21 protein-coding genes are annotated in these 20,447 nt (G+C 37.8%); 3 read left to right on the plus strand and 18 right to left on the minus strand.

Going from position 1 to position 20,447, the window contains the following annotated elements; genetic code table 11:
• Positions 1–4: 4 nt before the first annotated feature.
• Both R8695_RS15985 and R8695_RS15990 read left to right on the plus strand, forming a co-directional pair.
• Entirely contained in the window at positions 5–667 is a 663-nt protein-coding gene (locus tag R8695_RS15985; RefSeq protein ID WP_055056575.1) for a response regulator transcription factor, read from the plus strand.
• Positions 658–2,022: a sensor histidine kinase gene (locus R8695_RS15990; protein WP_154779460.1), complete on the plus strand. Its 1,365-nt coding sequence runs from the start codon at positions 658–660 to the stop codon at positions 2,020–2,022. The genes R8695_RS15985 and R8695_RS15990 overlap by 10 nt, the downstream gene beginning before the upstream one ends.
• A gap of 445 nt (positions 2,023–2,467) precedes the next feature.
• Here the strand turns inward: R8695_RS15990 and R8695_RS15995 are convergent, their stop codons facing one another.
• Positions 2,468–3,574: an RNA-guided endonuclease TnpB family protein gene (locus R8695_RS15995; RefSeq protein ID WP_154779459.1), complete on the minus strand. Its 1,107-nt coding sequence runs from the start codon at positions 3,572–3,574 to the stop codon at positions 2,468–2,470.
• A gap of 605 nt (positions 3,575–4,179) precedes the next feature.
• Between R8695_RS15995 and R8695_RS16000 the strand changes: the two genes are divergently transcribed.
• The gene (locus R8695_RS16000; protein ID WP_118510262.1) at positions 4,180–4,605 is read left to right on the plus strand and encodes a sigma-70 family RNA polymerase sigma factor; all 426 of its coding nucleotides are present in this window, start codon (positions 4,180–4,182) and stop codon (positions 4,603–4,605) included.
• 183 nt (positions 4,606–4,788) lie between these two features.
• Here R8695_RS16000 and R8695_RS16005 read toward each other — a convergent pair whose 3' ends face one another.
• The 17 genes from R8695_RS16005 to R8695_RS16085 all read right to left on the minus strand — a co-directional run bounded on the left by R8695_RS16005 (position 4,789) and on the right by R8695_RS16085 (position 20,447).
• A complete protein-coding gene (locus tag R8695_RS16005; RefSeq protein WP_008705329.1) occupies positions 4,789–5,016 on the minus strand; it encodes a hypothetical protein in 228 nt (75 codons plus the stop codon).
• Positions 5,017–5,590: 574 nt separating this feature from the next.
• Positions 5,591–6,151 carry a hypothetical protein gene (locus tag R8695_RS16010; RefSeq protein WP_154779458.1) on the minus strand — a complete coding sequence of 187 codons (561 nt, stop codon included), beginning with the start codon at positions 6,149–6,151 and terminating at the stop codon, positions 5,591–5,593.
• Between the two features lie 2 nt (positions 6,152–6,153).
• A complete protein-coding gene (locus tag R8695_RS16015; protein ID WP_154779457.1) occupies positions 6,154–6,966 on the minus strand; it encodes an endonuclease/exonuclease/phosphatase in 813 nt (270 codons plus the stop codon).
• Positions 6,967–6,994: 28 nt separating this feature from the next.
• Positions 6,995–7,294, minus strand: a complete 300-nt coding sequence (locus tag R8695_RS16020; protein WP_154779456.1) for a type II toxin-antitoxin system RelE/ParE family toxin — start codon at positions 7,292–7,294, stop codon at positions 6,995–6,997.
• Position 7,295: 1 nt separating this feature from the next.
• Entirely contained in the window at positions 7,296–7,544 is a 249-nt protein-coding gene (locus R8695_RS16025; protein WP_154779455.1) for a type II toxin-antitoxin system prevent-host-death family antitoxin, read from the minus strand.
• A 123-nt stretch (positions 7,545–7,667) separates the two neighbouring features.
• Complete coding sequence (locus R8695_RS16030) at positions 7,668–8,723, minus strand: helix-turn-helix domain-containing protein (protein ID WP_154779454.1); 1,056 nt, start codon at positions 8,721–8,723, stop codon at positions 7,668–7,670.
• A 162-nt stretch (positions 8,724–8,885) separates the two neighbouring features.
• Positions 8,886–9,473, minus strand: a complete 588-nt coding sequence (locus R8695_RS16035) for a helix-turn-helix transcriptional regulator (protein ID WP_167515429.1) — start codon at positions 9,471–9,473, stop codon at positions 8,886–8,888.
• Positions 9,474–9,672: 199 nt separating this feature from the next.
• Positions 9,673–10,047: a TnpV protein gene (locus R8695_RS16040; protein ID WP_154779452.1), complete on the minus strand. Its 375-nt coding sequence runs from the start codon at positions 10,045–10,047 to the stop codon at positions 9,673–9,675.
• Between the two features lie 4 nt (positions 10,048–10,051).
• On the minus strand, positions 10,052–11,470 hold the full coding sequence (locus R8695_RS16045) for a plasmid recombination protein (RefSeq protein ID WP_167515428.1): 1,419 nt from the start codon (positions 11,468–11,470) through the stop codon (positions 10,052–10,054).
• Positions 11,471–12,250: 780 nt separating this feature from the next.
• Complete coding sequence (locus tag R8695_RS16050) at positions 12,251–12,745, minus strand: PIN domain-containing protein (protein ID WP_154779451.1); 495 nt, start codon at positions 12,743–12,745, stop codon at positions 12,251–12,253.
• Complete coding sequence (locus R8695_RS16055; RefSeq protein ID WP_012742196.1) at positions 12,742–13,032, minus strand: hypothetical protein; 291 nt, start codon at positions 13,030–13,032, stop codon at positions 12,742–12,744. The genes R8695_RS16050 and R8695_RS16055 overlap by 4 nt, the downstream gene beginning before the upstream one ends.
• Before the next feature lie 71 nt (positions 13,033–13,103).
• Positions 13,104–13,571: a plasmid mobilization protein gene (locus tag R8695_RS16060; protein WP_154779450.1), complete on the minus strand. Its 468-nt coding sequence runs from the start codon at positions 13,569–13,571 to the stop codon at positions 13,104–13,106.
• An 18-nt stretch (positions 13,572–13,589) separates the two neighbouring features.
• A complete protein-coding gene (locus R8695_RS16065) occupies positions 13,590–14,660 on the minus strand; it encodes a site-specific integrase (RefSeq protein ID WP_154779449.1) in 1,071 nt (356 codons plus the stop codon).
• Between the two features lie 55 nt (positions 14,661–14,715).
• Positions 14,716–14,904, minus strand: coding sequence for a hypothetical protein (locus R8695_RS16070; protein ID WP_154779448.1), 189 nt, complete (start codon positions 14,902–14,904; stop codon positions 14,716–14,718).
• Between the two features lie 36 nt (positions 14,905–14,940).
• Positions 14,941–16,995, minus strand: a complete 2,055-nt coding sequence (locus R8695_RS16075; RefSeq protein ID WP_154779447.1) for a hypothetical protein — start codon at positions 16,993–16,995, stop codon at positions 14,941–14,943.
• A 190-nt stretch (positions 16,996–17,185) separates the two neighbouring features.
• Entirely contained in the window at positions 17,186–18,631 is a 1,446-nt protein-coding gene (locus tag R8695_RS16080; protein WP_154779446.1) for a hypothetical protein, read from the minus strand.
• 178 nt (positions 18,632–18,809) lie between these two features.
• Positions 18,810–20,447 (minus strand): hypothetical protein, encoded by a 1,638-nt coding sequence (locus R8695_RS16085; RefSeq protein WP_154779445.1) that lies wholly within the window; start codon positions 20,445–20,447, stop codon positions 18,810–18,812.

The following is a 20,447-nucleotide window of genomic DNA, read 5'->3' on the forward strand; positions in this document are numbered from 1 at the left end:
TTTTTTGACCCACTTACTTGTAGTTGACGATGAAGTTTCTATCTTGGAATTGATTAAGAACAGTTTGGGGAAAGATGGATATTTGATAACAGTCTGTCAAAATGCGGATGATGTAGACATCAAAAAGCTGCATTTCTATGACCTCATTCTTTTGGATGTGATGATGCCTGGCACAGACGGGTTTGAGTTTTGCAAACAGATCAGGAATATGGTAGACTGCCCGATTCTCTTTCTGACCGCAAAGACATTAGAGGAAGATATATTGTTTGGATTGGGCATCGGTGCGGATGATTATATTACGAAACCTTTTCGTATTCAGGAGCTTCGCGCCCGTGTCGCGGCACATTTACGCAGAGAAAAAAGGGAGCATCACAGCACACTTTCATTTGAGCCTGATATAAGATTTGACCTTTCCGCAAAGGTACTGTATGTTTCAGAACAGCCGGTTCCCCTTACCAAAAGCGAGTATTCAATCTGTGAATACCTTGCGAAAAACCGGGGACAGGTTTTTACAAAAGAACAAATCTATGAAGCCGTTTTCGGGTTTGATGGAATAGGCGATAACTCTACGATCTCAACGCATATAAAAAATATTCGTGCGAAATTGGAGCATTTCAAAATAAGTCCGATCAGCACCGTATGGGGGATAGGATATAAATGGGAGTGAAAAAGAAACCTACATTGAAAATATTGTTTCGCCAGTTTGCTATCTCCCTCATTGTCATGTTGGTAGCGGCAATTATTGTCCCTGTTGGTTTGGAGGGACTTGCTGTAAATGCTGGATTAGCTACAAGAGCAAATCTAAGTGAATTGCAGGTAAAAGAGATCATTCCAACGCTGACGATTGCCCCGGATATTACAAAGGTTGTGATTCCACAGGGATGCGGCTACTTAATTCTGGACAAGAACTTTAATGAGCTTTACAGCAATATGGACGATGATGAAAAAGAAATTGCCCTGCTGTACGCAAAGGGAGAATATATTGAATATGCTACGGGGAGGCAGTTTGCACTTGTTGTCCGGGAAAACGAATTTTGCGTTTTAAGGTATTATATTGGTTCTCAATTTACAGTGTCATGGCTACCGGAATATTTTCCATCTCCTGACACGCTTGCGTTTATCCTGATGGCTGTAAATTCGCTGCTGGTCATTATCATACTGACCGCCAGATTTGCTAAGAACCTGCGTACACAACTGACCCCGCTTTTTGAAGCAACTGCGGAGGTTTCAAAGCAAAACCTTGATTTTGAAGTAGGACACGCCAAAATCAAAGAGTTTGAAGATGTCCTTGCATCTTTTTCAGATATGAAAGATAATCTGAAAATTTCGTTAGAACGGCAATGGAAAACCGAACAGACACAGAAAGAGCAAATCGCCGCGCTTGCCCATGATTTGAAAACGCCTCTGACGGTTATTCAAGGAAATGCTGATTTACTCACAGAAACAAATCTTGATGATGAGCAACGATTATACGCTGGTTACGTCGTGGAAAGCTCCGGCCAGATGCAGTCATATATTCAAACCCTGATTGATATATCACGGGCGGCGGTTGGTTATCAGCTCCATATTGAAAGTATAGACTTGCCAGCGTTCATGCAGCACTTGTTCGGTTATATGGAATCACTATGCCGGACAAAAGAAATCCGGCTGCAAATGAATACTGTTTCACTCCCTCAAATGCTGAAATTTGATAGGGTGCTGATAGAACGTGCTATTATGAATGTTATCAGTAATGGGCTGGACTACTCCCCGCAAGGCGGAACGCTTTATGTGGATGTTCAGAGTAACAACGGTTTCGTGGAAATTTCAATCACAGACGAGGGAACGGGGTTTTCTAAAGAGGCATTATGCCACGCACAGGAACGGTTCTATATGGGCGATCAAAGCCGCAATTCAAAGTTACACTTTGGTATGGGTCTATATATTACAAATTCGATTATGGAACAACATAATGGTCAGCTTATTTTAGAAAATTCAAAAGAAACCGGCGGCGCAAAGGTTACTATGAAACTTCCTTGCTGATTTTCCGATAGTGTAATGGACGTCTTTTATGTCCGTCCATTTTTCAAATCTTTATGGAATCTTCAAAAATTCCTCTTATCATGTATCTAAAGAAAAAACATCTGCCCAGCGGCAGAAAAGAAAAAAAACGCTGCTGGGCAGACCCATTTTCACGCTTAATTTATATTCACTGGTGGCGGTTTTGAGAAATCAAGGCCGCTGCTTTCTTTCTGTCATTCCCAGCAGTTAAAGGCATGGCGGCCCACGGGAGGACGCCGCCATGCTGTTTTACTATCATTATAATCTAATCCACTTCTACCGCGTGACATGCTCCCGCCACTTAAATCTTACAGATTTTGAAGTGGGAGCTTCCTGCTCGATTGCCCTTCAGGGCAAAGCTAAAACAGGCTATCCCCGCGTGTCCCGCGGTTCTTTTTTTATCCGGTTACGGATCTTTTCTGTGCTATCATGCACATTTTTTATATATTCTTTTTCCTTCTTCCAGAATATTGACCGCCGCATTCACATCCCGGTCCATCTGGTTTCCGCATTCGCACAGGTATGTCCGTTCTGATAATGCCAGTTCTTTCTTCTTATGTCCGCATACACTGCATATCTTGCTGGATGCAAAATATCTGTCTACTTTTATCAGATATTTTCCACGTTCTTCCAACTTATATCCAAGCATGGAAAGGAACTGACCGTATCCGTTATCCTGTATCCCTTTTCCGAAATGCAGGCCTCCGGCTATTCCCTTCAGGTTCAGATCCTCCACACATACTGCATCATAGTCTTCTGCAAGGCTGTGGCTGAGCTTATGCTGGAAATCCTTCCTCTGATTCTTTATCTTTTCATGATATAAAGCAACCTTTTTCTTCTGTTTCTGATAGTTACGGCTGCCCTTTTCACATCTGGAGAGTTTTCTCTGTTCCCGGGCAAGTTTTTTCTCTGCATTCCGGTAAAACATGGGATATCCGGCCCTTTCACCGGTGGAAAATACACACATTCCATGCATGGCAAAATCAATCCCCAGAAATTTTTCCGCCTGTCTTTTCTCCGCTGTTTGGTTTTCACAGTCGAACAGCAGGCTGGCAAAATATTTTCCGGATGGTTCCTTGCTCACAGTCACTGATTTCAGCTTCCATTCCTCCGGGATCATACGGTGGAGTTTTATTTTTACCGGCTGCATCTTTGGCAGTTTCAGGAACCTGTCCTGCAGACAGATATTCCCATTTACCATATTTGTTGTATAAGATTTCCGCGAGTGCTTTTTTGATTTATAATGCGGAAAGCCCACTCCCGGTTCCTGGAAAAATTTCCGGAAAGCCCCTTCCAGATTTAACTGTACATTCGCCAGCGCAAGAGAATCCACCTCTTTCAGCCATGGATATTCTTTTTTATATCCGGCCGGCGTATTTTTCAGCATCTTTTTTTCTTCCTGATAATAACGGATCTTATCCGCAAGCATCCGGTTATAAAGAAAACGACTGCAGCCGATTGTCTTCTCTATCTGGGTTATCTGTTCTTTATTTGGATAGATTCTTATTTTTACTGCCCGGTTTATCTTTCTCACCCTGACTCTCTATATACTGATGGATTGTTTCAACAGGTGCTATATTTCAAAGATTTCTTTTGTTCTCTCTGACATCTTATCGTCCAGCATCTTTCTGCTATATTTCATAACCATGATCAAACAAAAACACTGAATGAGAATTATTATCTAAACTCATTATGTACACTCACTTATTGCTTATTTCGACCGTCCAAATTCCAAGAGCATATTGTTCTTTTTTCTATTATAATATATTTATTGTATCAGAACAAGTGTTTTTGCGATTTTTTATGAATTTGAGCAGACATGCCCGAATGTGCAATTCATCCCATCACCTATAGAGGTGAGGGAATTCTTGCTACGGTTGTTAAAAAAAGCCTTGCCCCGCCACGGGAATATTCCGGCTATGAGTATGAACTATACCATGTAAGAAAACAACAAAACGCTTCAAATCGTCGCCCGGTAGGTTTACGACCTGCCGGGCGATTTTTGTCGATTTTCACGGATTGTCATTTCCGGCAAAAAATCAGATGGAAAAGGAGGCGGTCAGCAGACCAGGGCCAGCATAGGCCCCTGACAACGGACAGGATCATCCTGCTCACTCCCCACGGAAAGGGGGTGAGAAGATGAAAGTTACCCCTGATGATTACGGGAGGCGCTGCCAGTTTGACCATTTTTGCAAGCTGGTACTGTACCATGAAGCCGTTGACTACTTCCGGGAAAGGAAGCGTCAGCGTGGCTGGGAAACATCCTTTGAAACGCTGCCGCTTTCGGAACTGGACACGCTATGCACGATAGATCAGTACCCCAGCGACAGTTTTATATTTCCGGCCTATGGCTGTGAGCTTCAGATCAGCGACGGGCTGGTGGCCGCTGCCTTTGCCAGCTTGCCCCAGCCGGGACAAAGCATCTTGATACTGCATTGTGTCCTGGAACTGACGGACGGCGAGATCGGCGCGGTGGTGGGAATGTCCCGCAGCGCCGTCCAGCGGCACAGGACTAAGACGCTGGAAACCATGAGAACAAGACTGACGGGAGGTATTGCAGAATGAAGCAGGCCAGATATAAGGAGCCTTTGTCCTCTACATAGCGAGCGGGTTGGCACCCGACCGAGAATCACATAATAGTTCTTGCTTGCCAGATCGGCATTCATTCTTTCCACCACCCGGTAAGCAAACGAAACTGATAATCCAAAGAGTTCTGCAATGTCTTCCACTGATAAATACATTTTTCTCTTACGCATGAAACCATTCCTTTCCCTCTTCCTGTGGAATCTCACAAGTATCTTCCACACCGTAAAAACGCTTCACAAAATACTTTGTCGGAACTTTTCCTCTAAGCGTCAGGTAGCCCTGTTCTTCCAGTTCCTTGTTCAGATTTCCGATGATCTCATAAGCCGATGTCTGTTTTACTTCCAGAAGTTCACATATATCGGCTGCCTTTAAAAATAATTTGTTCTGCATAATCAGTACCTCCTGTGTTTTGAATATTTATCTCTTCATATACTCTATACTGGCAGATACAAAATCGGACATCATTTTCCGAAATTTATCAAATTTTCTTGTTTTTTAATTCTCCATCAGTGTGATTACTGTGTCATGGAGTTTAAGCTCATCGAAAATAAAGAACCTTTCTGTGGTATCTGTTTTCTAAATGCAGGCAACAAAAAAACAGTCTGCCTTAACGAAAATCACTTCAATCAAAACAAACTGTTCTTCATATTTACTCTAATTTTATTTTATGAGAATAACTGATTTCACGAAATTTGCAGGTGAATCTGGAATATAAACAAGAGAAAAAAATAATTTTTAAACTCCATTTGCACTCCATTTGGTCTTTTCGACATCCCGCAAAACCTTTATTTATGGGCTTTTTCGCAATTTAGTCCGCTACTCAAACTCACAAATAAAATCTTGTCACTATACTTTTTAGTATTGGCATTATGGTTCTATTTGGTTTTATATGTGTTCAACTGTCCTAAATCCATAGGCTGTACTGAACGGTGTTATCAATTTGTTATCATAAAAGTGTTATCACTTATTCTTCAGGTAATGTTTCATCTTTAATAACTACTTTTTCCACTCTTTCCTGCCTCAATGATTCATTTATAAGTTTTTGAATAAAATCAATCATACTTTCCGAATTAATTACTACATCCAACATGTTTTCAAGTTCTTTCATAGAATCAATATAATATATGTCATTCCGCTTTCCACTGTATTCAATTGCTAACATCTCATTTAATACAATTGTTACAGGATAAGATATCGCCCCGTAATCAACAAACATTAATCTATATCTATAATGTTCCAACCCTTTTACAGTAAGAAAAACTTCATATCTATGATCCTCCTTACTCTGTTCTCCTAAATCTTCTTGTATATCGACTTTAATAGTCTCTGATTTTGTTTGAATAGAGCTCAAGGTTGCTGCCAATCCCGTCTGTTTAGTATAAGAACGTATTGGGCCACCATATTCTTCAATATTTCCTTTGACGTACCCTTGCGTAGCATCATTAATCTGAACTAATGATTTTTTTATAACGTCCTCTGGCGTATATTTATCAACCAAATCAAATGAGAATTTTGTCTTATCCATTTTTATCCCCTTTCACATTTTTGTTCATCCTCAATTTCACACATTATTGGAAAATGATCACTTATTTTTCGATTAGGATGCTTACTATCATCTACTAAGTCAGCATAGCTACATGCCGTAATTATCTTTAAACTATCTTTATTAAATATTGGCAATACATCTTGACTTATAATTACCTGATCTAACATATACCACATCGGTGAATGAAGTTTTGATTGATTCACATAAAATGTTCCCGGCGGATAATCAAAGTCTCCCATAAGATTCCACATTGGGTTGTAAAATTTTCGATATTCAATCTCATTTACTGTTCTTGTTGGTTTATCAGATATATTTAATGCCGGCAATCCATGAAATCCATTTGCATTTAAGCAGCCTCTTCCATAAGGCATTTCATTAATGTCTCCTATTACAATCGTTCGTTGTGTTTGAATGTTATCTTCAATTTTATGTATATCATACATTATTTTCTGAATAATAGCTAAACGTTCATCACTATGATCCCCATATAAATCCGTACATAAATGTATACAGCATAATATAAAACTATCGTTTATTATTTGAATCGAATAATATTTTTCCTGTATTCCTGATTTTATATTAACATAGCTACTCCAAACATCAATTCTATCGCAGCCTAATGTATTACATTTGATCAAACGCTGATTATTATCCTTGAACATTGCATTAAGTTCATCTATGTTTGCATCATACTCTGAAAGTGCAAGAATATCTATTTCATTATCCAAAACAAGACTCGCAATATATGGGTTAATATCTTTATTCTTATGTGTATTCCAAAATAAAATTCTCATTTTTCTTTCCAAATTTTAGCTATTCATTTTATTCAAAAATTCTTGTGATATCTTGATAACGATTAACTACACGATAAACCTCTACATATTCTTTACTGATCTTGTAGATAATCACATAATCTTCCCATATCACATATTTATAATCTGTCCGAAAGCTGACCCGTTTGGATAAATCTGACCCCATTCCCGGAAACATCTGAAGATTTTCAAATTTACCATAAATCTCTTTTATCGTCTTTGCAGCATATTCTTCATTATCCTCAGCAATGTAATCCCGAATATTCTTCAAATCCTTTGCAACAATCGGATTGATCCGCAGTTTTAACATCTTATTCCCCCACAAGAGCTTTCAATTCATCCAGATCCAGCCAGCCTTTTCCGTCTTTCACTGCTTCTTCGGCTTCCTGCAGCTTCATCAGAAGCTTTTTCTCTGCCCGGTCACGCTCATAATCTTCAATATCCATGACAACGAAACGTCCTCTGCCATTTTTGGTCAGATATACTGGTTCTCCTTTATGGCAGTTTTTCAGGACTTCATTATAATTTCTCAAATCAGATACTGGTAAAATATTTGCCATATTCTTTCAGCTCCTTCCTTTGATTTTAAATTGTTTCTGCTACTTCTATTATACACAAAAAGCTGTAAAATTCAACGTGGATTTTTACAGCTTTTATCTATTTCTATATATTTTCATCACAAGCTATTTCAAATATTGAGCAAAAATCGCCTCCAGTTCTTTATTTCCTTTCAAGAATTCATACTCTTCTTTGTTTTCAATTTCTGCAGCTAATGCACGAACAAAATTATTTCCGACGCCTGAAAAAGATTTTCCCTGTACTGTATCCGCATATCTGTAATATAAAGGTGATTCCACCATCTTCCATGGCTTCTGTGACTCCATCAACACTTCTTTTATCAACTGAATACATTTTTCTACATCCTTTCGATACCCGGCAATCAATAGATGTGGTACTACTTTACCATAATCCCACAGACCAAATAACGATATCATATGTTCTGTGATTTCGGCAATCTCCTCTGCTTTACAATGATTTCCGGTTTCTTCTTCCATTTCTATCAACTTATACAGATAGTTTTGTATATTCGTAACTGTCTGCATCAGTTTTCCCTCTAAAAAGAACGCTGCAATATCTGTCCCTTCCTGGTGTGCTAGTACATTCGTTTTCATAATTGTGGCATCTATCACAGTATCTGGAATTTTATCCAAAAAGATATTTGCTTCTTTATATTTTTCCATTTGTATATATTTCGCTGCAAGCATAAAAATACTGGAAATCCTTACCTTTTCATTCGGACTTTCAGCAGTTCGTTCCAGCCATTCAACAATCACATTATTGCATTCCAACTTTTTCTCATCATCGACATCGGATAAAGTTAACGCCGCATTTAAAACAGTAGCAATTGAATAAATCAACGAATCACAATGAGGATATTCCTTTATTTTATTTTTTCCCATCTCAAAAGCTTTTATAAAGCTATCCAATGAAACTTCCGAAAGCTCATTCACAAATTGTCCAATCTCTTTTTCTGTCAATTCTTCACGAAATGAAAATAATTCATTCATATCAATTTTTAATAATCGAGCAATTGCCGGAAGTAATGATATATCTGGATATGTGTTTCCTTTTTCCCATTTATTTACCGCAGGAGTAGAAACGTCCAAATAATCCGCCACCTGTTCTTGTGTTAATCCCGCAGTTTTCCGATAGTTTTTTATCTTCTCACCAATTTGCATTGTTCCTACCTCCTGTTTATATTCTCATTATAGTATTTCTAATATGTGTTTACAATTGAGCCTTCGTTTAATTATGGCTTCGATTTCTTAACTACCGGTTAAAATCTGCGAGAAAAATGCTCTATTTTATAATTCTACAAATCAAAATATCCTTAAATTTAATTAATTCAAGAATACGTGCATCAGTACTCCAATTAAGAAGCAAATCATCGCTGTAACACCCGCACTGATAATAACCTTTAATATATTTTGATAAGGACGTTTTCCCACTTCAACTGCCTTATGAAGTTCATCCAATTTTTTTCCCTCCGTAAATGCAACAATTTCCTTATAGGTTTGTATATCATTTTTCTTTTTTAGTTTTTCAACCTTTAACGCCCAGTACATTGTAATAATAAATAAAATCCCAAACGGAATATACGCATACCTTCCGATCCACATAAACAAAGGTACTGCCGATATAATCAACACGGCCAAATGAACTGTATAGATGGAACCATAATAATTAAACTTTTTAATTTCTTGCTCGCTAATAATTTCTTTCATTTTCTCTATATCTCCTTTAATTAATTGATCGAGAGATACATTAAACAATGAACTAAGAAGTAACAAGCTATGAATATCAGGATAACTCTTTTCGTTTTCCCAATTAGAAATTGTCTGTCTTGTTACATATACCTTTTCTGCCAATTCCTCCTGTGATAGATGAAGCTCTGTTCGGTATTTTTTTATCTGTATACTCAGCTCCATATAATTTCCTCCCTTCGCAAGTAATTTGTTCTCTTGATCTGAGCCAAGAATAATCATTTTTTCATTATCTGTCTATCAAAGATATTTTACTTAACGGAAAACACAATGTCAAAAGAGTTTTACACTACAACACTCATGCCTTTTCAGCAATTTTTATTATCATCTTTGTAAAGAGCAGCCTTTCGATCACCCTTTCTACTCACATATATACCCTCTCTTTCAACACAATTTCTTCTGCACAGGCTTTGATGCTATTCATTAAACCAACCCATTTCATCTGATCCTGCATTTTCATTTGTTCCGTCACACCCTGTTTTTCCGCCATCTGCTTCAGCATAATTTTCACCTGTTCTCTGGCTTCCTGATCAACTCGATTCAAGTGTGCCGTCAGCTCCCCCGTCATCAATAAATACTGATATCGTGCCGGTCTATGCACTTTCAGAAACTGTTTTCGCAACATTCCGTATTTACCATATGTCAGTTCTTCCTCATTCACTGCCAGATCCGGCAGGTAATAATCTCCATGCAATGTGTAGCTCAATCCATTACTTTCATCATAAATGTGCTTTTTCATCGTCTTATCTCTCCATTCCTCTATTTTTTGTTTTATTTTTCTTACGCTGTTGATTCTCCATTTCACTTTTACGGGCACCCCAAGCCAGTCTTTCGTGAATACTTCCTTTTGGCATTTGCTCCATTTGCCGTTTTTCTTCTAATGCTTTCTGCTCCTGTATATCCTGTTGTACTGCATTTTCTACAATATTTTCTCCAAGAACACGCACTACCCGATCATATCTGTCGGAAACACCCTGCAATTGTTGCTTTTCCTCAGATAACTGCTGTTTTTCTTCACATACTGTATCTAGCTGTCTCTGCACTCGGTTATATGCCTGCTTTGTTTCCTGATATTTGTGTTTCCATTTTTCTACTTCTTTGGTAAGTTCTTTGACCTGAGCTGCCATTGCAGCAATTTTATTTTTCATCTGGGTGAACAGTGGTTTTATCTTTTTATCCCGGTAAGTTGTTGCACGTTCTAATGTCCCAGCTTCCGGTAGAATTGCTTTCACTGTCCCATATTCCTTTATTTCCTTACTGACATTATCCATAACAGGCTGCAACCGTTCTCTGCGTTCTTCCAGGCTGTGCAGATCTTTCTCAGCTTTTTCCGCACGCTTTTCAGCCTCCTCTTTATCTTTAACTGCCTGCTCCTCATCATCTTTTAAAAGCTGGATATCAGCTCTTACTTCCGCAATCTGTGCAATCAGTCCTTCATTCTCAGCAGTGAGATATTCTTTTTCCTGTTCCAGTGTCTGTACTTCCTTTTTACGCTCTTTCTTCTTAAAATTATAAACATCAAGATGCTCCTCATGTGTCCCTTTCTGCTCCCATTCAATTCCATGCTGTCGTGCAACCTCTGCAAGCACTTCTTTTTCATGGTTGATCCACTGATTCAACTCTGTATCGTGTTTGTTCCCGCCTTGAAATCCCAGGCTTTTTAATGCCTGCTTCAGTGAAACCCTGGTATCCATTCCTTTCCCTTTCCAGCCAGTTACATAAGGAACAAAATCAATATGCAGATGCGGTGTAGCTTCATCCTGGTGCAGATAACAGCTAAATACATGAAGTGTTGGATTTCGTTGCTGAAAATTCTTTACATACTCATCCAGTACTTTTACCGCCAGGTCTCCTTCTGTCGTTCCCACAGACATATCTTCTCGATTTCCAATCTGGAAAATCACTTCGTGGAACAGCTTTTCCTGCTTTCCCTGACGAATTTTTTCATAGTAATTTGTAATCTGCCGATCCTTTCTTTTTCCCACATTGTACCGTTCCACAGAATCATCAAACAACTCTTTATATACTTCTTTCAGGTTTTCATTCTGGTAACAGATATTCAGATGTACTCTGTCCGGGTCTACATTTTCAGCTATAAAATCCCGTCTGTTATGGGCCAGCGATCCAGTTCCTATCATGCCGCTAATCGTTCTTCTCATCATTATGCTCCTCACCTCTCCTTCTAAAAAGAGTGCCAGATATGGCACATAATTTGTATTTCCGCCAATTATGGCGATTATAAGAAATCTTCGCCGGATACGGCGGTTTTGTTACTTTTGTCAAAAGTAACGCAAAAGCACTTTCGACAGCCGTACCGTCCATCAAAAGTACCCTTGCGCCCTACCGGAGGACGTCTGTTCTGCACCGACTGAAGCGGAGCGGAGACCATTATTCCTTCCGTTGGTCGGATTACTTCTGCGTTACTCACTTAACTAATCTATTACTGTATTCTTGCCCGGATATATTCTAGGTCATCACAATACGGTGTTCCTACAAGATACCATTGTCTTGCCTTCGGCTATATCCTTCCCACTACCGGGTGGATTCGGGACTTTAACCCGTTAGAAACGTGCGCCGCTAGGCGCACATGAAAAAAAGGCCTTACCAAATTGATTTCACTCAATTCAGTAAGACCTTTTTGTTGGTTTCACACATATTACCTGATAACCACAAGATTCCGGATAAATAATGCCAAAATCTCTTGTGTTATCATTTTGTTATCAAATAGAACTTTATCTACTCGGAAACGCCCTGTTTATAAGGCTTTCCAGAAATTTTTAATTATTCAAACTCTACTCCGTTCTCTGTAACATGGTGTAAAATTGGTTCGGTACAGACGTCAGATTTACTACTATTTTTAATTTTTTTCTATTCTGCATCTCGTTTCAGAACTTTTTAGAACCAATCCAGAACCACGGTACTGTTATAGAACCAAAGTATTTTTAGTCTTTCAATCTGCTTAACAGCATCTGATAATGCCGCTGTCCGATATGCCGTCCGGCACGTTGCAGACCATCTACACATTCTCTGACCTCATCCGAAGTCAGTTCGTGTTCCTCATAAGCAGCCATAAGAATCCCTATCGTCCCCATGATTCTAAGCCCCATCTGTGCTGATACGTTTCTTCCCTTTGCTTCATCCATCAATAGCAGATCTGCTTTTAATTCATCTGTCAGAACAATCGCTTCACTCTCGCCCTGATCAAGACCTGTTGCTCTTTTTAATATACTGGCGGATTCTGGATTGTTTACAGGCTTCACTACGATAAATTTCGTCTGTTTAATCTGATTCGCTTCAAGCTGAAAACGTTCATCGGCTGTCAGCTCATCAAATACTGCCTGCGGAATCAGAACATCTCCAAACAGCTTTTCCAGCAAATCTATACGATTGATTTTAAGAAGTGATATCAGCGGTGTTGTATCAGAGACAACAATCATACCGCAGCCTCCTTCTTTTTGAGTTCTCTGAAAGTATTCAGTTCATCATCCAGATCATCCATCGTCATATCAAAATAGGAATATCCCAGCTTATCATACAAATCAATCAACTCTGATTTTCTGATTCCCAGAATTTCAGCCGCACGACCATGAGATATCGTCTGATTCAGTATATATGGATACAGCAACAGTGCATTTCGGGTAAGCTCTGTTTCTGGATTCATAGTTACCAGATATTTTGACATTCCTACCGGAACTTTAATAGTTACAGATTCTGTTGTTACCATAATATCACATCCTTTCTGTTAGAAATCCATGTTCGTCTTCTTTCCTATATTATATCCATTATTTGAATTTTCTACAACTGATTTTTTATCTGCTCCACTGTGCCATTTTTACTAGCAATATCTTCCCTGAGAATCTCACAATACTCCTGAATCTCCTGCTGTTCTTTCCAGTGTCTATTATCGGAATCCGGCTTCTTATCAAATAAATAAGCAGCTCCGTTCAGAATATCCACCATTGTGATCATAAACGCCAGATAATCTTCTTTCAACTCCTTGTAACTTTCCCCAGACATGGAGAAATCACCGGACAGAATCTGCTCGGTGATCTCTTTCATAACAATCTGTGTTTCTCGTAATTCTTCTACAAGGTACTGTATCCGTTGCTTTGTTCCCACCACAACAATATTGGAATAGATACAGCTTCTTGCAATAAAATCTTTCTTATACAACCCACTGGCTTTTACTCGTTCTTCAATCATCGCTCTTTCCCATTGCGTAGGACGAAACGCTATTGTTGGATTGCTGTGTTGCCCTGGCATATTTTTCGGCTCCTTCCATTAATTTTCATCCGCTTCCGCTAACTTCTCCAACTGATCTGCCAGCTTTCGTGACTGATCTGGATACAAATGAGAGTATGTAGACAACGTTGTCTGAATCTTTTCATGTCCCAGTCTGTCCGCTACCAGATTAGGCTGTGCCCCAAGTTTGGAAATCAGTAAGCTGGCATGAGAGTGTCTCAGATCATGTAATCGGATTCTTTTTACCCCTGATAACTCAACACCTCTCTGTATTTCATGTTCCCAGTATGCTTTTGTCGTGTTCTGGAACAGTCTGTCCTTTGCCATGAGTCCGTACAGCCTACCTGTGTACTCCTTTAGCTCTGTTACCATAAAATCCGGTAATGTGATGGTTCTCTTTCCTTTTTTTGTCTTCGGATCAGTAATCACATCTCTGTTCCCGATTCTCTGATAGGACTTAGTTATCCTGAGCGTTTTTTCTTCTTCGTTAAAATCTTCTAATGTAAGAGCCAGCAGTTCACCAATTCGGCATCCTGTCCAGTATAAAATCATAAAACCACAATGAGAAGTTGGCTTATCTTCCATACAGGAAATAAACTGCTCAAATTCATCCTGTGTCCAGAAATTCATCTCATCTGCTTTACTTTTTCCAATGGTTCCTGCCTGACGGCATGGATTTCTCGGAAGATCATAATACTTTACAGCATAGTTAAAAATGCAGGAGAGCTGATTGTTCACAGTACGCAAATATGTCTGAGAATACCCTTTCTTCAGTAACGTGTTCTGCCACTCTCGGATATCTGCTGCTGATATCTCTGAGATGTTCCGATTTCCAAAGTAGGGTAAAATTTTTAACTCTACAATGTAATCTTTGCTTCTCATGGTGTTCTCACGCAGACGTTCCTTCATGTCATTTCTGTATATCTCCCAGAAAGCCTTGAAATCCATGTTCAGATTATGAGCCTGTTGCATTGTAAACTGATTCACCCATGCTACTGCTTCTCTCTTTGTCTTAAAGTTACGTTTGTGTTTCTTCACGCTTTTCCCTGTCCAATCCTTGTAGTAGAACTGAACATCCCATAAGCCTTTCTCGTTCTGTTTTACTGTCAATTATATTGCTCCTTTCTTTCCCAGAGACCTTTACAGTCTCTGGGATGCTTGCTGACTACGCTTCTTTCTCTGATAGTCCATAGCAACGTTCCTCCAGATATTTCTTTGGAATCTTTCCTGCAATTGTAATGAAACCTTTCTGCTTGAGTTCTTCGTTCAGCTTTCTTATAAGCGTGTAACTCTTGCTTTTGCTGATTTGTAAAACCTGTTCTACTTCATCTACACCGTAATACATGCTCTGCATATCAATCTCTCCTTCTCTGATTCTGTTTGATCTTACTTATAAATTGGCTACTTGATTTAATTTCATCTTGTCGATAACAACATATCTATATTTTCCGATTTTCTTGGCATATCGGTGGGTTTTTCCTTCATCACAAGGCATCGCGATTTCTTTGTCACATAAGTCTTTTGCGAGCCTTGCTGCTGTAACTTCAACCCTTTTTATGCCATTTTCTGCTTCATATTCGTTCTTCATTGTCAGAATGTCTCCTTGTCTTATATACCATTTTTCAGCATCTTCTAAAATATAATGTCTTGCATCGTCAATCTGTGCATTTCTAGGTACAACTGGAAATTTGTTTTCTGTTATTTTTGTGATAATTGCCTGACAAAGTGTTACGATTGGAGATTTCTCAATAAGGACTCTGTCATTGTAGTGTATTGCTTCCTGTATATAGGTATTAAACCTTATCATCAGCTGTTCTGCCTGATCAAAATCCAGCTGATTTGTTTCGATTGCATACTTTTTAAACACTAACTCTGCTACTACCATTAATTGTGCATAGTATTCACCATACCTCGGATTGGAAAATAACCCCTTACACTGACTTCGTAGTTCTTTCCCTCGCGTTTTTAGAAACGGAATTATATCTCGATATCGTTGTGATAAGTAGTTAATATAGCCAACCAGGAATGTTGTCAGAGCAGTTTTCTGCTCTTGTAATTCTGTCAGACGGTCTACATCTACCTCATCTCTTTTCAATGGAACAAACAAGCATCTGGCTAACGAGGATTCACATCCTGTTGTGTACTCACCAGTGATGACAGCTCCACCTTCAGCTTCATATTGTTCTCCATCAAATTTTTCATTCTGGAAATCATAATTCCGCTTTACACCAGTGCCATCGCCAAATGCTCTTACTACAAGTTCAAGATTACTCTGCATAATATTGCGCTCACGGAGTTCCTCTGTTGGGGCAAGATCATCAACCAACATTACTGCATCCTTATATTCTTTATATCCGGTTTCAAGTCCTGCTGCTCTTGCTTTTAAATTGTATTTTGGACTTTCAGTTCTCTCAAGCTGAGTCAGTATGAGAGACATACTGGTTTTATAGCTTCCTCGTGGTCCGTTTACAAAAAGTACAAATTTTGGAAGTATATCTGCCATTTTTAAAAGACTGTAAGAAAAACTCATTACCGTATAGAGGCAGATTACCGGAGCAGTCCAGTTACCCGGTGTCAGTTCAGTCATTTTAAGGAACAAATGTATGTTTCCTTCCTGACCGCTCTCAATGTTTCTGAAGCATTGTCCGTATTCCGATACAATTTGATTCTCACTTACCGGAATGGTTCCACATGGAGTAAGATAGATCAACTTGTCATTAACCTTTATCCACCCTGGTTTCTTTTCTTTTTCGAGAATATTCTTGTGACCATATCGAGCAACAATGTTGTTCAAATATTTATAAATTGCATGTGAAGCTACGTTTTTTTCTCCTTTAGTCGCAAAACCGGGAATTGTTTCCTGAAGCCAATTAATACTGGTAAATTTTCCACTTGAAACAATTCTCTCAAGCATTAGTCCACCTGTATAAACTTCACACTTGTACTCAATACGTGTCTTAACACTAATTGTCTGGATGATACGAACAACGCAATTCATAAGTTCCTTTCCTTTATAGAACAACTTACCATCCTGCGTAGTCTGAAATTCCTCATCATTGTACTGAAACTCGGCGGGCAAGCTACCTACATGCACAATATTAACGTATGGATTCATGCCATAAACAGATTTTATTGTTCTATCAACAAATCTCGATTGTAAATTTGTAAGTCCTGCTTGTTGTACCGGATTTGTTGTTTCTGTTGTTTTACTGCTTCGGATTTGTTCTGCAAGATACTGATATACTTTGGCATCTGGCATTGCATTACCAACCGTTGTTACCATCTCTCTTGCATTTGTACAGTCAGTGGTTTGTTCCATTAAGCCATTTCCCACTTCTGCATCCGAAATAGCTTTGTCAGTTACTATGGAACATATTTCTTTGGACTTGTTATCCGCTATGGTGCACATGTCTGTGATATTACACATTATTTTTTTCGGGTTCATCTTAATCTCCTCCCATTTTCCCATATTCCCCCAATTTTATTGGGGCTATGAATATTGTTTCCTTGTGGTTGATTGATTCTTGATGTCATCCTATCATACATATCCAATAATTATCAAAATACAAACTCCTCAAAATTCCGCACTCGTTCAAATAATAATGCCAGCTTCAATATCCGAAGCTGGCATAGCGTCATTTCTCTATCATATATGCTTTTCCTATAATTTTTAATATTTCACTTAGAACAGCATGAATCATCTCATACATAAGTTCATCATTGGGGAGATCTAATATTTTATTCAATATTCTACGGCATTCTTGATTTATACGATTATAATATTTATACTCTAAAAGAATATTATATTCACGAAATCTACCTCTTAAAATTTTTTTATCTAGAAAAATACCTTGCCTTTTTTCTACTTGTTCTCCTAGCATACATTTTTTTACAATCGTATAAGATGTCAGATTATTTCTGCTTTTATCTAGCAATTTTGCTTTATTCATAAAAATCTCTCGATATACGATGCGAAGTAGAACTACATCTTCTTTATCTCCTATAGCTTCCCCTTTTAAATTTGCCCAGTCTATATATCTCTTTGCTTTTTCTAAACGCTTATAATCACCCCCTGAGACCATATCATTTTCTTTTAAGTCCATTATTAATTGTTTTTTATTTGAATACAGTTTTGCTAATCCATAATGGAATGGCTTTGGATTTTCAAAGAAAGTTTTATGTGAATCAATGTCCTTTTCAAGCATTTGCTCAATCTGAGTAGCTTCTTCTGCATACGCTTTATATTGCTGCTTCAAAACATATGCTTGATCCGCTAATGATTCCCTTTTTCCCTCTTGATTTATCTTTACACTTTGATAATTTTTTTTCCCCCAGCGTTCAATCTCCATATCCATTTCATTATTAAGTATGCCTTCAGCCATTATTATAGCTTTCAATCGTTCCTCTTGTTCATTGTTATAAAATGTAATGATTATAGAATATAGTACTTCCTCTATTATAAGTTCCGCTATCTTCATATACTCTGTAATTCTCTCATAATTTAACTGTTCCAACCCAAAATACATTGGCAGCTGTTTCTCTACCAATAAATTTTGCAGAATTAAGTCCGAACACTCCTGTAATTTTCTTAATGTACAAGAATAATCCAGTCCCTTATTGCTCTTAATTATTCTTTGAATTGTTCCAATCATTTCTTGAGGAGCAAAAAATGATTCTATTTTTTCATATTGTTCTTGATATATTTTTATTTTTGAATTCAACTCGTCTGAATCTTTACAATAATCCTCCGCAGATTCATGCTCTGCAATAAGACTCGTAAAATCATAATGCATTCCTTCAAAGTTTTGCTGCGATAATAAATTTCTATGTGTGAATTTTTTAATTATCCAATCTGCAATATAATTTGACAGTATATCATCCGATACTTTTCCTTGAAACCAAGATAATTCAGAATTTGAACTTTGTATATACTTAAATATTCGTTCTATTTCTGTTCGTATCTGTCCATTTTTTTCTTGTGACTCTCTGCATTTCCATTCTTTACCCGCATATGTATCTCGATAATCACAAACTAATTTTAGAATTTTCTCTCGTATTTTATCCCAATCGTTCTCTATCATGTGCTTCATCTCCCACATTTTTCTAATTTTCTTAAGTATAACACGCATTTTTGTTATGGGAATATGGGAAAATGGTATTTTTCGCTAGCTTTTCTCTCTTTACAAGTACTACACTATCTACACAGAAGAAAAGAGTTGCCGTTCTCGGCAACTCCCACAATTTTGTTATGCACTCTCATTATTCATTCGGATAATAATCTCCAAAATAATTGTCCTCAGCATCCACATGTATATGATGATCTGATGGGTAATAACTCATCTTGATTCCTTTTCCATAATAATAAATATATTCTCCATCATCTCCCATTTCTGCTGGTTTCAGGTTCATTTCCCATTCTGCAACATTTCCGTCTGAGCCAGTACACTGCACAAACATTACTGCATCATTCATAACATTGATTTCAATGCCACCTATGTCTCTGGTTCTATAGAAACTGTTATAGGTAATAAACCATACATCTGAATCTGATTCAATGGAAGTATCCTCATCCTCTACTAAATCCATATTCTCCTGCCCTGATTCCTCGCCACTTTCCGTATATGAATCTTCTGACTCCTCATTTGTTTTCTTTCCCTCATTATTCTGGCATACAAATTTTCCACCACAGTCTTGACCGGATTCATCATAAATATTTTCATAAAATTGGATTTCCGGCAAATAAGAAACTTCCCCATATGTCAGTTGATCCTCTTCATACTGCGGATAATAATGAAACCTATTTCCGTTCTCGCAAGTATAAATAACACTGAATATGTCAGTTCCCGGTTCATATTCTGTTGCTTTAAATGAAGTATATTTTTTGCCATTCAAAGAAATCTGAACCGTTCCACCATTCTGATACTCCAAATCCAAATATGCAGATTCAAAATAGCTGAACTGTTTATTAGTCTTGCTCCAATATGGATTGAAGGCATAAATATCTGTCCCATCATTTACTATGTCAATTTTTTTCGAAATTGAAGTATAATCATAATCTATATCTTGATGATTTTTTAATACCTGTTCTTTCTTTTTTGAGATATCATAATCATCTTCCGTTAAATCGGCAACTTTCAGACCTGCTTTATAACTTTCAAATGCCATTCTTCTTCTGGTTATAAAATAAGCGCACCTTGCATCATATGCATCCTCCCCGACAAGTGCTATTGCGCCTTTTTCAATTATGGTTTCAAGAGGAACTTTTGTTGCCATAGCCGTAATTTCATATTCCGAATCTTTAAACTCAAGCCAATATACGTCAAGAGATTCTTTATTGTTTTTGTCTATCTCTATTGCTAAATCGCCATCTTTATATACCCCGGCTATATCTTCTGGTTTTAACAGGGATGAATCAATTACTTTATCTGCATTATATTCATCTGATATTTTCCGGCACTCAAATTTCTTATTTTCAGGATTTGTCAACGTAAGATTTTTCTTATTCATTTCATATGTATATTTTGTTTCTTTATCATCCAGCAAGCATATACTATTTTCTGCCAGATCTATATATGCATATTCCTCTAACCAGCCCTGATCTGGAAACACTACTGAGCAAGTTCCATCTGTAGTTCCTCTAATACCTTTTGGCAGTAGCAAATTAACATCCAAAATGTCTGTATCATTTATATCAATAGCAAAAATCTTACCATCATCTGTAACATATGTTCCTTGAATAGAATCTTCCGTGACTGTTTCATCTAATTCTTTTGCTAACTCTTTTGCTCTCGCATTTTGTGAATGTGTACCATTATTTGGATTTGCTATTCCAAAAGCCGCAACAGCTAAAATAACAACTCCTGTCCCGATTAAAAATTTCTTTCTATCAACTTTCAT

The sequence above is a fragment of the Blautia luti genome (assembly GCF_033096465.1).
Lineage (GTDB): Bacteria > Bacillota > Clostridia > Lachnospirales > Lachnospiraceae > Blautia_A > Blautia_A luti.